The following is an 11,890-nucleotide window of genomic DNA, read 5'->3' as shown; positions in this document are numbered from 1 at the left end:
AGAACAATAGGATAACCCAACCACTAGGAGGTGCAGATATGGTCAAAATATACTCGGTTGCTCTGGATACGATGCATGAAGTGGAGGAGATTAGCAAAAGTGAGAGTGAGTGGAAGGCGGTGCTCGATCCACTCACCTACCGGGTTGCACGCAGAAAGGATACCGAACCCCCATTCACCGGGATCTATCATGACTGCCACAAACCCGGCATCTATACCTGTGCATGTTGCGGGACAGATCTCTTTCGATCTGAAGACAAGTTCGACTCCGGCACCGGGTGGCCGAGTTTCATACGGCCTGTATCAGAGGCAAATATCCGGATTCAGCCGGATATGAGCCTCGGTTTTGTAAGGGATGAAGTCCTCTGTGCGCTCTGTTCAGCACACCTGGGCCATGTCTTTGATGACGGCCCGCACCCCACCGGGCTCAGGTACTGTATGAACTCTGCTGCGCTCAGGCTGAAAACCAATTCATCCTGATTTATATACTAGAAAAGATTACGTGTATGTGGATACCTCATGTCTGCTCTACCAGGATGTAAAGGACCTTGCCTTTCTTTTGTAGCAGACTTCGTCTTTTTCTTCTTTAGATAGGGAGACCGCCTTTATTTTTCGGTCTCCCGTGCAACGATGATGAGGTACCGGAGGTTATCGCCATGTTTGGTATTCCTGATCCGTTTATCTGGATTGCGTATCTGCTTGCGATTGGGTTTGCAATCGCATGCGTAGTGTATGGTCTCTTGAACTGGAGCAATGGAGGGGCTGACGGTGGCAGTTGATGCGTTGACCATCTCGATTGTGGTCGCAATCTACCTGCTTATGATCATCGGCATCGGGTACTATGGGTACCGCAAAACAAAGGTTGCCGAGGATTACATGGTTGCAGGGAGAAACACCCATCCGCTTGTCATCGCACTCTCCTATGGAGCAACCTTCATCTCCACTGCCGCGATCGTCGGGTTCGGCGGTGTTGCCGCCAATCTCGGGATGGGGCTGATCTGGCTTACCGTGTTTAATATTGGTATCGGTGTCTTCATTGCGTTTGTATTCTTCGGAAAACGTATCCGCGAGGCTGGAAAGAGACTTGGAGCCTATACCTTCCCTGATCTTATGGGAAAAGCCTATAAATCACCATTCCTGCAGTTTTTAAGTGGTATCATCATCATCCTTTCAATGCCTATCTACACCGCCGCCATCCTGATCGGAGGGGCACGATTCATTGAAGTCACACTCGCAATTCCCTATGAGACCGCGCTCCTTGGGTTTGGCATCATCGTCGGTTTATATGTCGTCTTTGGCGGTTTAATCGCTGTCATGCATACCGATGCACTGCAGGGCGCAATCATGCTCATTGGTATGAGCCTTCTCCTTGTCCTGACGTACGTCTATCTCGGAGGGGTGGTAACCGCACATACCGCACTCACGAACATGGCGGATCTCGTTCCTGAAGGGCTTGCCGCAGCCGGCCACCAGGGCTGGACATCCATGCCTGCACTCGGATCGCCGATCTGGATGACGTTGATCACCACCATGGTGCTGGGTGTCGGTATCGGTGTTCTTGCCCAGCCGCAGCTGATTGTCAGGTTCATGACTGCCCGTGACGACAAATCACTCCACCGCGCAACCCTGATCGGCGGGCCCTTCATCCTGATGATGACCGGTGTTGCCTTCACGGTAGGGGCACTGACAAACGTCTATTTCTACCAGAAGAGCGGGGAGCTTGCCATTACTGCAGCAGGCGGCAATGTCGATTCCATCATCCCGATGTATATCTCAAGTGCGATGCCTGATCTCTTTGTCATCATCTTCATGCTGACGCTCCTCTGTGCGGCGATGTCAACATTAAGTTCGCTCTACCACACAATGGGGACAGCACTTGCCTGCGATGTCTGGGGCAGGGGCAGGGAATGTGCCCTCTCGCTCAAAGCGAACAAACGCGGCATCATCATCATGATGGTCATCTCGATACTGGTTGCCTTCCTCCTTCCGGGGAGTATCATCGCCCGCGCAACCGTCATCTTCATGGGGCTCTGTGCATCGGCTTTCCTGCCCGCCTTCATCAACGGGCTCATCGCCAGGTCCCCCTGTGTCAATGGCGCAAAGGCATCAGTTCTCATCGGAGCCTTTGTCTGGTTCATCTGGACGCTCTTTGTCCATGCAGCAGAATCAAGCGTCCTTGGGTTATCCCAGTTCATATTCGGAGTTCCGTCAGTGCTCGGCCATCCCTGGAGCGTATGCAACCCGCTTGTCATCGCACTTCCAATATCACTCATCGTGATGGTCATCTTCCAGATACGGCATAACCGGAGGATGACGTCCTAAAAAACCTTTTTTTGAAAAATAAGAACCTGGATTGTCCCTGACTCACCTGTGGTAGGGCTCTCCTCTGATGATCCGAAACCCCCGGTAGATCTGTTCAAGGAGAAAAAGACGAACCATGGTATGGGTAAAGGTCATCTGCGAGAGGGAGAGGAGATGATCAGATCTGGATCTGATCTCTTCAGAGAGGCCCTCAGCACCCCCGATCAGAAAGGTGAGCGTGCTTGAGCCTTCGATCATGGAGCGTTGAAGAAATCCTGCAAAAGCCTCGCTTGTCATCCCGGTGCCAGATGGGTCAAGAGCAAGGACAAGGCCGGGTTTTTTTCCTGCGGCTGCAAGAAGTGCTTCACCCTCGCGTGCAATGGCCTTTCTCCTCTCACCGGGTGATGATGCAGATGGCTGATCAGGTACATCTGTCATACTGACCGTGGCATAAGGGGAGAGCCGCCGGATGAAATCGGCGATCCCCTCCTTCTGCCATGATTCACGGGCTTTGCCAACGGCGATGATCCGGATCTGCATCATTGATCAGATATCGGGATCGATCGCAAGAGCCTTCCCGAGGCACTCCATCGCTTCCTGCCGCTCCCCGATGCTGTCATAGATCCGTGACTTCTGGTACCAGGCAAGGGCATAGTCCGGCTCTGTTTCTGTGATCTGATCAAAGCATGCCATGGCCTGCTCCTTTTTGCCGACATAATTCAGGATGAGCCCTTTGCAGTACAAGGCATTGACCTCATTCTGGGAGAGATCAATCGCCCTGTCATAGGATTTGAGTGCATCATTGTAGCGTGCAAGGGCCATGAGGACTGCACCGCGGGCACTCCAGAGCGGGCCGTTCTTCGAATCGATGGAGAGCGCTTTCTCGTAATAGTCAAGCGCGTCATCATATTTGCCAAGCAATGCTGCAGCAGATGCGCGATTCACAATGGCAGCGACATCATCCGGATAGTGATCGATGAGCTCGTCGAACTGCCGGGCAGCCTCCCGGTATCTGCCGATATGTGCATAGAGCGATCCGATCGCATACATGGTGGATTTGGCTTCAGGCTCTTCTTCTTTGAGTTTTGTATAAACTTCGACTGCTTCATGGTACCTGCCGGCAGACTCCAGTGCCGATGCATACCCACGGGCGAGCGCATGATCGGCCTTTCGCATATGCAACGCACGTGAGTACGAGTCGATCGCCTCCTCGAACCGTCCGAGTTTGAGGAGGAGAGCGGAGGAGAACCTGAGATAATCCACATTGTCCGGCTCTTCCCCAAGCAGATCTGTCATCTGCTGGAGTGCCCGTTCATCATCGCCAAGGAGTGAGAGGACACGGGCGTTGGCAAATGCTGATCCGGGGACGCCGGCTGCTTTTCGGTATGCCTTTTCCGCCAGTTTCAGGTCACCGACAGATTCCGCCAGCCTGCCGAGTTCAAGCCAGGTGCCAAGATCATGCTCTTCCCTGATGAGATAGGTGGAGAGGGCATCACAGGCTTCCTTCCACTTCCCCGAGAGCGTCAGTGCAGTTGCCCTGCTCCGATGAATTGTTGCCGGGATCTCATCTTCCTGTATGGCACGGTCATATGCCTTGACCGCCTGCGAATATTCACCATCTGCGGTCAGTGCATCGCCCATGGCAGCCCAGATCCGTGCATCATCTGAGTGCTTCTCACCGGCTGCTTTCAGGATATCCAGTGCATCTTTGGGAGATTCGGCACTGAGGAATGCTTTTGCTGCTGCAAGAACGAGCACCGGATCATCGGGATGCTCAGCAATCGCTTTTCTGTATGCACCTGCTGCATCATCGTACTGGCCAAGGAGCATCAGCAGTTCCCCAAGCCTCCTGTAGATCATGGTCATCCCGGGATGCTGTTCTGTGATTGTCCGGCAGAGATCTGCGGCATCCTCAAATCGCCCGAGACGGGTGAGAATCCCCTCCATTGCAACCAGCAGTCCGGGGCTCTCTGCACCATGGTTCATTGCTTCCTGGAGTGCGTCACCAGCGGGTTCATCCATGCCGAGGTGCGCAAGCACAGATGCACGGGTATACCATGCCCCGATATCATCCGGATATTTCTCGCAGAACCTGGCAAGTGTCTCTTCGGCATCCTGGTTCCTGCCTGTGGCATTCTGAAGAGAGCCGAGCCTGAAGAGCGCGTCCGGGATCGTCTCGCTGACATTCTGGTAGTACCGGATAGCCTCCCCGTACCTCCCCATGTGTTCAGATGCAATTCCTGCAAAATATGCTGGTATTGCGTCATCTGCATGGGATCTGAGGTAATCCTCAAGATGGGAGAGACCATCCTCGAACCTGCCACTCCTGAGAAGCGCCTCTCCGGCAAGGGCAAGCTGGAGATCACCTCCGGCTTTCCGGAATGCTTCAGCTGCTTCCGGATACCGGGCACGCTGCATCAGGATGCTGCCTGCAACTGCATTGAGATGGAGATATTTGGGATCGATTGAGAGCACCCGGGTTATATCCTCAAGTGCCGGGTCGAACCTGCCGAGACGCCGGTAGGCATCTGCCCTCCCAATCAATGCAGACGGACTCCGTTCATTTCTGGAGAGAGCGTCGGTAAAGGCTTCAGCTGCATCTTCATAACAGCCGCGTGCAGAGAGAAGCTCCGCCTGCCAGAGCGAGATGCCATCTGCACCAGTACTCTTCTCCTGGAGGGACGTCACAGAGTCTGCTGCGAGTGCAAAGTCACCCATCCGGTATGCCAGCTGGGCGATATGCAGAAGAATTCCGGTATTGTCCGGGTCTTCAGCCAGTATCTCTTTTCCAGCCTGAAGTGCTTCTTCCACACGCCCGGATGCATCCAGTGCCAGTGCCCGGATCATCCGGAGTGACGGGTTCTTCCTCAGCCGCTCAGGGAGTGTCTCAAAGAGTGCAAGAGATCCGTCTGCATCGCCTGTGATCAGGATGAGTTCTGTCTTGAGTGCGACTGCATGCCAGTCTTTTGGGGCAATCTCAATCAGTTTTGTGAGATCTGCGGAACAGGCTTCATAGGATCCAAGTCGCATCAGTGCTTCTGCCCTGCCGCGGAGCGAGCTGACATCTTCTGGTTCATTCTCAAGAAGTGCACCAAATGCATCTGCTGCCTCAAGATACCTCCGTGACTTCATCAGGACATCGGCATAGAGACGCCGTGCCTCGGACATCTCCCCGTTTGTTTTGAAGAGCGTGGAGAGGATCTGAAGCGCTGCCTGGTAGTTGCCAAGCGCTGCCTCGGCTTCTGCTGCGATCAGCTGGATTGCGGTCTTCTTCTGCTCTTCCGGTGGCAGGCGGTTGATCATCCTGAGTGCGTCTTCATACTGGCCGACACCGGCAAGAGACTGTGCCTGGAGGGTGAGCAGGGCAATATTTTTGGTTTCGATCTCGATAGGGGCGATATGGGCAGTATCTTTTGGACCCGCTTCTTCAAATGAGCGGCCGAAGAGGCTCATCTCACCGTCACTTGCAACCCATGCAACCTTTTTGGATCCATCCGGATGCTGCATCCTCCTGAAACTCTCAAGTGCCTCCTTGTAGCGGCCGAGATTCATCATGGCAAGGCCACGCCTGTACCAGCCGTTTGTATTGGTCGAGTCGTTCTTCAGGATATGATCATAGCATTCTGCAGCCCGTTTCATTCTGCCAAGCCGCTCGCTGGTGACGCCAAGCAGGTACCATGCCGGTTCATACTCAGGGTTTTTCGTGATGATCTTCTCAAAACCACTATATGCCTCTTCATACTGGCCTGCCATGAAGTGGCAGTGGGCACGGGCAGTTCCTGCTGCGGTGTCGTCGGTGACGCCGCGCATCACCTCGCCATAGGATGCAGCAGCAGCAGCAAAGTCGCCTTTTGCCTCCTCGATCCGTGCCCGGGAATACCATGCGCCGGGGTTATCGGAGTTGATCTCAACAGATGCCCGGTACGCGGCAAGGGCGCCGGTCATATCACCTGTTCCCTCAAGTGCACGGCCTTGTATCGCATGCATCCGGGCCGGTTCATACCCGGCTCCAAGGGCGGTTTCTATCACGGGAATCGCTTCAGCATATTTTCCCATCCGCATCAGGAGGTTGATCCGCCAGGTCAGGATCACCCCGTCTTCGGGTGTCTCCCGGAGCACCTGGGCGAGGGTGGCTTCTGCTTCCTCGTACCTGCCAAGTGCATCCAGCCATTCAGCTTTACTCAGGTGAATATCACGCCGTGAGGCATCAGAGTCGGGGAGGCGTTCGAGATGGGCAACTGCTTCGGTAAACTTTCCGAGATGGGCATAGATGCCTGCCATTGCGATCCAGTTGGCGGGGTCTCCAGGGTTGATAGCGGATGCTTTTGAGAACGCCTCAAGCGCCTGGGTATACCGTCCAAGGACCCGTTCTCCCGATCCGATGAGATACCAGGCATCACCGTTCTGCGGTTCGATATCAACGGCCCGCCTGCACTGCTTCACCGCATCCTCGACTTTTCCTTTTTCAAGGAGCGCTTCTGCTTTCTGGATGAAGGGTGCGGCAGTATCGGTTTTTCCTAGAATATTTCCAAAGAAGTCCATCAGTCATCCTCTCTTTCATTAATGGTTGTGCTTCAAGAAGAAGGGTCTTGTGATCAGTTGGTTCCACCAGGAGATGTCCCGAAGACGGGGCTGCCGTGACGCTGGCTGATCCGGGATTGTAAGATTGTGGGCGCGTGGAAAAAAAGTGCTTACCATCTTCCTGCCCTGAAGAGGACAAGAAGGGCAATAAGTGCCGGGAAGACGGAGAGGGAAGTCGGGGCAGGCCCTGGAAGTGGGGAGAGGGTTTCTGAGATATCCAGCGTCTCGCCTGCAGCAATTGTGACAGTCCCGCTCCACGGAGCATATCCCGGACTGGAGATCCGGACCTGATAGGTGGCAGGAGCGAGATCGGTTGCATGGAATGGGGTTTTGCCATACAGCTGGTTATTGAGCGTCACTTCAGCACCGGCTGGAACTGATGTGACCCGAAGAGCTCCTGTCTCCACCGGTGCCGGTGGAGGTGATGGTTCCGGAGTATCTGCTGGTTCTGAAGAGACGAGACTGACAACGAGCACCTCGGTTTTTCCAGGGTATACGGTGATTGTTCGTGTCCATGGGTGATAGCCGTCTTTCCTGAGATTGATGATCTGTTTTCCAGTCGAAACCTCAGTCAGGATAGCAGGAGTGTTTTTCCCGGTTGGCGCACCATTGCGCAGGATCGGAATGCCCGGAGGCGAGGAGGTGATAGTAATTGATCCGGAGTGTGGAAGCGGCAGGGGATCCGCAGTAAGAACGGTTGTTCCTTCAGTCACCTGGACTATCGCTGACCACGAATAGCTGGCAGCACTTCGGAGTTCAAGAACCCTGCTTCCGGTTGGCACACCGGTGATGAGAGCAGGAGCAGTCCCCCGTGGTGCGCCATCAAGGTAGATTGTCGGATTCGTTCCGGCAGGCACCCGGATATCAATTGATCCTGTTTCTGAAACGGGCTCTTTGGGCTGTGGGATGATGATGTCAGCGATGATGGTGTCATAGCGGCAGGTTGTGCAGCGAGCCAGTGTATGGACGTTTCCGGGGGTGTCTGAGGCATAGAGCGTATAGGTGCCTGCTTTCAGGCCGGTTTTTCCGGATATCCCCTGGGTATGCCAGGCATACTCCCAGCTTCCATCCGGGTTCACAGGCACCCTGATTGTGTCTCCTGAATCGGCACGAGCGGAGCCATCCATCAGGGATACACCGGTTGGGTAGAGATCGGGGCCGGTCATAAACAGGTAGAGGACCGTGGTGTGCTCGGCTGTGCCGGTGAGCGTGACCGAATCACCAAGAGCAATATCAATTGGTTCTGTGGTTGTGAATGAGACACTCGCTGCTCCGGGAAGAACCAGAAGCAGCAGCCCAAGAGAGAGGAAGAAGAGACGAATCATGGCCAGTCACGCGCGGCGAAGTTCAATGGCTGCTCCATAGACATATGGTTTATCCGGATCGAAGAGTCGTGATGGTGATCCGAATTCGGGCACCTGTTCATAATGGGTGATGATATTGCCGGGATAGATATGCAGGGATCGCGTTTTGTAGGGGATCCCGGATTCACGGATTTCTGAGGGGCTTTCCGGGGAGAACCCTGGCGGCATTGTGTCTTTGTTGTATGCAAAGAAGATAACCATCATCGGGTAGCCCTGTGGCGGGATTACATCCCGGATTCTCTGGGCATCCATCACGAAGGTGAAATAGAGTGCGTCCTCCTGTCTCATTGGAATTGCGGAAAGGCTGACTGGTATACCGGCCAGTTGATCCGGAATGATGAGAACGGGAGATTCAACGACGGGAACCGGCTCTGGTACCGGTGTTGGAACTGGCACTTCTGGTGCCGGTTCGTCTGCTGCGGTGCATCCTGCGAGGAATGGCACAAAAAAGCAGAGGGCAAGGAGAGGGAGAAGAAGTTTCTTCATGATAGATAAAATACACGCAGTGGATAATATACATACCGTCCCCGGATGTGTCTACCCTGCCTCTCTGCGTATGGCTCATATGCAGGAGGGGTGGTAAGACAAACCCGGTTCAAAAATGCAGAAAGAACAGTTTTTATAAACTCCTCCTCCATTACTCATGATCATATGACGGATGAGGGTTATCAGACTGCTGAGGTTCAGGGAAAAGAGATCTCCTATGACCCGGAGACACTCCGGAGGATCAGGGATCACCCCTGCTTCTCGGAGAAGGCATGCCATGCGTTTGGAAGGGCGCATCTTGCTGTCGCTCCGAAATGTAATATCCAGTGCAACTACTGTGTCCGCGACTTCGATTGTGTGAACGAATCCCGTCCGGGCGTGGCAAGCGAGGTGCTGAGCCCGGAGCAGGGGCTTGAACGGGTGAAGGAGGTGCTTGAGAAGTTCCCATACGTGAAGGTGATTGGTATCGCCGGGCCGGGCGAGCCGCTTGCGAACCCGGAGACGCTTGAGACGATGCGGCTGATTCATGAGAACTTTCCCCACCTGATCCTCTGTGTCAGTACAAATGGCCTGGTGCTGCCGGATGTCATTGATGAGCTGATCAGCTATGATGTCTATAACCTGACTGTGACACTGAATGCCATTGATCCGGAGATTGGTGCAAAGATCTATTCGCATGTCACGTACAAAGGGAAGAAGTACGAGGGGGTTGAGGGGGCGGAGATCCTCCTTGAACAGCAGTTGAAAGGTATCCGGATGGCGGTTGAGCGGAAGATGATCGTCAAGATCAACACGGTCTATATTCCCGGCATCAATGACGAGCATATCCCTGAGATTGCAAAAAAGGTTGGTGCGATGGGTGTCTTCAACTACAACATCATCCCGGTGATTCCGCAGTATAAGTTTGCAGATGTCACTCCACCAACCCCGGCAGATAAGAGAGCTATGCATGACCGCTGTGCACCGTACGTGAAGCAGATGAAGCACTGCCAGCGGTGCCGGGCGGATGCTGTCGGGAAGCTTGGAAAGGATCAGCAGTCCTGCCTTTCAAGCGGAAAAGGAGATGGGTGTTCCTGAATCATACAGGAGAGCCATGAAGAGAGCCGAGCTGAATACACACTGAGGGAAAAAGGTTGCAAACAGATGAACCCGGATGCCGGAGTACGGGGGGGAAATGGCTATCTGCGGGCATCTTGCACCCAGGTGCACTTCTACAGGCTCTGTCACGGCAGGAGACGAAATGACAGGCAGTTGCCATAAAAAGGTGTGAGCATGAGCAAAATCGTGCTTGTTGACGAAGCAACCGGAAAGCCGATCCGCCACCCGCTCCGGACGCTGAAGGAGGCAGACGAGCAGCGGGAATGGTACGAGCGGATGACCGGCCGGAAGTTCCGGGTGGTGAAGGTCTTCCGATCCGGGATCGGGGCTGAACGGATAGATAGGAAATAATCCGCAGAAAGAGATGGCGGGGAGATTGTGTTTCTCCTTTTCCCTTCGGATCTCCTCTTTTCAATACTTCATTCCATCCTTCTTCTTCCGGATAGATAGCACCTCGATCACCAGCCGGTTATGCAGAAGAAAGAAGATGACGCGGTAGTTGCCGGATCGCATCCGGTACCGGGGAAGATCGGCTGAGGAATCAACGATCTTCCGGACATCATACCGGCGGTAATCAAGGCCATCGGCAAAACCTTCCAGATCGTCAAGGACGGCGGAGATCTGCTGTTTTGGAATCCGTGAGATCTGCTGCTCCACGCGGGCCGGGATCAGGGGAGGGTGCGGGTACACCAGATGGAGGCCCCCGGCATCAGAGCCACTGAAGACCACCCAGCCGGGGCGATCACCCCGATTATCTTCCAATACTTTTTCTGGATGGACGGCACATTCTATTACGGCGCGAGGGTAGCCAAGCCCGGCCAACGGCGTCGGACTTAAGATCCGATCCCGCAGGGGTCCGCCGGTTCGAATCCGGCCTCTCGCATTCCAGCATCATATTTCAGTATCAGATTTCATTTCAGTAACAGGCACATCCAGCCACGCGCAAATCCTGCCAGAAGAGGTGGACTGGATTCTTCTGTTTTTTCATCAGGAGCGACCGTCGATGTATGAACACCTTGCACTTTCGGCAACGGCATTTCTGATGGGATTTCTCCCTGTTTTTGAGATTTATCTTGCAATCCCTGTTACAATGGCACTTGGGCTTGATGGTTTCTCCGCAGTGCTCTGGTCATGCATCGGAAACTTTCTGGCAATACCGTTTGTTATCGTCTTCTATGATGCCCTCAACAGTAGGGAATGGTGGAGCAGGTACCTCATGAAACTGACATCGTCAAAGTGGAGTGTCAGAATGAAGCAGCACGGCTGCCTCTTTATCCTCATTGCAACCCCGCTTATCGGATCATGGGCAGTCGGGGTGCTTGGGAAAGTGATAGGGATGGAGAAGCCAGGGCTCCTTGTATCGTCAGGAGGCAGTATCATCGCCTACGGGATTCTTATCGGGGTTCTTACGCAGTTTGGGATAGACATTTTGTAGGGAGGCGGTAGTACTGAGAGAGAAAGATGATAGAGATAGAGACGAGAGAGAGAGAGAGAGTAAGAAAGAAAGAGAAAGAGTAAAGCCTGAGATTACGATGAATGAGAGGAACTGACTATGGATGAGCAGATAGTGGAATATATTGCAATACAAGATTTCCGAACCGACATTCAAGATCCCATCGTGTTACAAAAGGGAGAGAGAGTCATTATTGGAGAAGAATCTACTGATCCCTGGCCAAACTGGGTTTTCTGCACAAAGGCAGATGATTCAATACCTGGTGGAGCAAGAACGGACGGATCAAAAGCAGGTGATTTAAAAGCAGACGATATAAAGAAAGGCGGATTAATAGCAGATGGTTTAAAATCAAATGATGGAAATACTGACGGTTCACATCAGGGTTGGGTTCCAAAACAAATAATACACTTCTCAAATCAATTCGGTGAAATCCTTGAAGATTATTCTGCAAAAGAGTTAGACATCGATGAAGGAACAATTGTTGAAGGAATCAAAGAACTGAATGGCTGGTTATTGGTTAAAATTCAAAGCACAAATGAAATTGGATGGGTTCCAATGGAAAATATGAAGAGGGTTGACTGAAACAGCGTGGTTATTGGAGATAGTCA

General features: G+C 53.3%; 12 protein-coding genes and 1 tRNA gene. 8 read left to right on the top strand and 5 right to left on the bottom strand.

The features are described 5' to 3' along the window. Positions 1–38: 38 nt before the first annotated feature. The 3 genes from msrB (at position 39) to ABCO64_RS06530 (ending at position 2,321) form a co-directional block, all read left to right on the top strand. A complete protein-coding gene (msrB, locus tag ABCO64_RS06540; protein ID WP_253458768.1) occupies positions 39–479 on the top strand; it encodes a peptide-methionine (R)-S-oxide reductase MsrB in 441 nt (146 codons plus the stop codon). Between the two features lie 176 nt (positions 480–655). Then, complete coding sequence (locus tag ABCO64_RS06535; RefSeq protein WP_256472498.1) at positions 656–778, top strand: symporter small accessory protein; 123 nt, start codon at positions 656–658, stop codon at positions 776–778. Next, entirely contained in the window at positions 753–2,321 is a 1,569-nt protein-coding gene (locus ABCO64_RS06530; protein WP_253458771.1) for a sodium:solute symporter family protein, read from the top strand. The genes ABCO64_RS06535 and ABCO64_RS06530 overlap by 26 nt, the downstream gene beginning before the upstream one ends. Positions 2,322–2,363: 42 nt before the next feature. Here the strand turns inward: ABCO64_RS06530 and ABCO64_RS06525 are convergent, their stop codons facing one another. The 4 genes from ABCO64_RS06525 to ABCO64_RS06510 form a co-directional block, all read right to left on the bottom strand. After that, positions 2,364–2,843, bottom strand: a complete 480-nt coding sequence (locus tag ABCO64_RS06525; protein WP_253458774.1) for a 23S rRNA (pseudouridine(1915)-N(3))-methyltransferase RlmH — start codon at positions 2,841–2,843, stop codon at positions 2,364–2,366. A gap of 3 nt (positions 2,844–2,846) precedes the next feature. Beyond that, complete coding sequence (locus tag ABCO64_RS06520; protein ID WP_253458777.1) at positions 2,847–6,842, bottom strand: tetratricopeptide repeat protein; 3,996 nt, start codon at positions 6,840–6,842, stop codon at positions 2,847–2,849. Between the two features lie 149 nt (positions 6,843–6,991). Further along, on the bottom strand, positions 6,992–8,206 hold the full coding sequence (locus tag ABCO64_RS06515; RefSeq protein ID WP_253458780.1) for a PEGA domain-containing protein: 1,215 nt from the start codon (positions 8,204–8,206) through the stop codon (positions 6,992–6,994). A gap of 6 nt (positions 8,207–8,212) precedes the next feature. Then, positions 8,213–8,731 (bottom strand): hypothetical protein, encoded by a 519-nt coding sequence (locus ABCO64_RS06510; protein WP_253458782.1) that lies wholly within the window; start codon positions 8,729–8,731, stop codon positions 8,213–8,215. Positions 8,732–8,896: 165 nt separating this feature from the next. On the opposite strand from ABCO64_RS06510, the gene nifB reads away from it, so the two are divergent. After that, complete coding sequence (gene nifB / locus ABCO64_RS06505) at positions 8,897–9,808, top strand: nitrogenase cofactor biosynthesis protein NifB (protein WP_253458784.1); 912 nt, start codon at positions 8,897–8,899, stop codon at positions 9,806–9,808. Positions 9,809–10,003: 195 nt separating this feature from the next. Next, positions 10,004–10,180 (top strand): hypothetical protein, encoded by a 177-nt coding sequence (locus ABCO64_RS06500; RefSeq protein ID WP_253458787.1) that lies wholly within the window; start codon positions 10,004–10,006, stop codon positions 10,178–10,180. 60 nt (positions 10,181–10,240) lie between these two features. Here the strand turns inward: ABCO64_RS06500 and ABCO64_RS06495 are convergent, their stop codons facing one another. Further along, positions 10,241–10,591, bottom strand: a complete 351-nt coding sequence (locus ABCO64_RS06495) for a type II toxin-antitoxin system RelE family toxin (protein ID WP_253458790.1) — start codon at positions 10,589–10,591, stop codon at positions 10,241–10,243. 36 nt (positions 10,592–10,627) lie between these two features. Between ABCO64_RS06495 and ABCO64_RS06490 the strand changes: the two genes are divergently transcribed. The 3 genes from ABCO64_RS06490 to ABCO64_RS06480 all read left to right on the top strand — a co-directional run bounded on the left by ABCO64_RS06490 (position 10,628) and on the right by ABCO64_RS06480 (position 11,864). Then, positions 10,628–10,712: transfer RNA gene (locus ABCO64_RS06490), tRNA-Leu, on the top strand. A 120-nt stretch (positions 10,713–10,832) separates the two neighbouring features. After that, positions 10,833–11,264 (top strand): small multi-drug export protein, encoded by a 432-nt coding sequence (locus ABCO64_RS06485; protein WP_253458792.1) that lies wholly within the window; start codon positions 10,833–10,835, stop codon positions 11,262–11,264. A gap of 117 nt (positions 11,265–11,381) precedes the next feature. Further along, positions 11,382–11,864 carry an SH3 domain-containing protein gene (locus ABCO64_RS06480; protein ID WP_253458793.1) on the top strand — a complete coding sequence of 161 codons (483 nt, stop codon included), beginning with the start codon at positions 11,382–11,384 and terminating at the stop codon, positions 11,862–11,864. Positions 11,865–11,890 lie beyond the last annotated feature (26 nt).

This window comes from Methanocalculus natronophilus, assembly GCF_038751955.1.
In the GTDB taxonomy this organism is placed as follows: domain Archaea; phylum Halobacteriota; class Methanomicrobia; order Methanomicrobiales; family Methanocorpusculaceae; genus Methanocalculus; species Methanocalculus natronophilus.
Note: the sequence above shows the minus strand (reverse complement) of the source record. Positions and strands in the feature narration are given on the sequence as shown.

Excerpts from the sequence above, each read along its gene's own strand:
- msrB (WP_253458768.1), top strand. The coding sequence starts at position 39 with ATGGTCAAAATATACTCGGTTGCTCTGGATACGATGCATGAAGTGGAG.
- ABCO64_RS06535 (WP_256472498.1), top strand. The coding sequence starts at position 656 with ATGTTTGGTATTCCTGATCCGTTTATCTGGATTGCGTATCTGCTTGCG.
- ABCO64_RS06530 (WP_253458771.1), top strand. The coding sequence starts at position 753 with ATGGAGGGGCTGACGGTGGCAGTTGATGCGTTGACCATCTCGATTGTG.
- ABCO64_RS06525 (WP_253458774.1), bottom strand. The coding sequence starts at position 2,843 with ATGATGCAGATCCGGATCATCGCCGTTGGCAAAGCCCGTGAATCATGG.
- ABCO64_RS06520 (WP_253458777.1), bottom strand. The coding sequence starts at position 6,842 with ATGGACTTCTTTGGAAATATTCTAGGAAAAACCGATACTGCCGCACCC.
- ABCO64_RS06515 (WP_253458780.1), bottom strand. The coding sequence starts at position 8,206 with ATGATTCGTCTCTTCTTCCTCTCTCTTGGGCTGCTGCTTCTGGTTCTT.
- ABCO64_RS06510 (WP_253458782.1), bottom strand. The coding sequence starts at position 8,731 with ATGAAGAAACTTCTTCTCCCTCTCCTTGCCCTCTGCTTTTTTGTGCCA.
- nifB (WP_253458784.1), top strand. The coding sequence starts at position 8,897 with ATGACGGATGAGGGTTATCAGACTGCTGAGGTTCAGGGAAAAGAGATC.
- ABCO64_RS06500 (WP_253458787.1), top strand. The coding sequence starts at position 10,004 with ATGAGCAAAATCGTGCTTGTTGACGAAGCAACCGGAAAGCCGATCCGC.
- ABCO64_RS06485 (WP_253458792.1), top strand. The coding sequence starts at position 10,833 with ATGTATGAACACCTTGCACTTTCGGCAACGGCATTTCTGATGGGATTT.
- ABCO64_RS06480 (WP_253458793.1), top strand. The coding sequence starts at position 11,382 with ATGGATGAGCAGATAGTGGAATATATTGCAATACAAGATTTCCGAACC.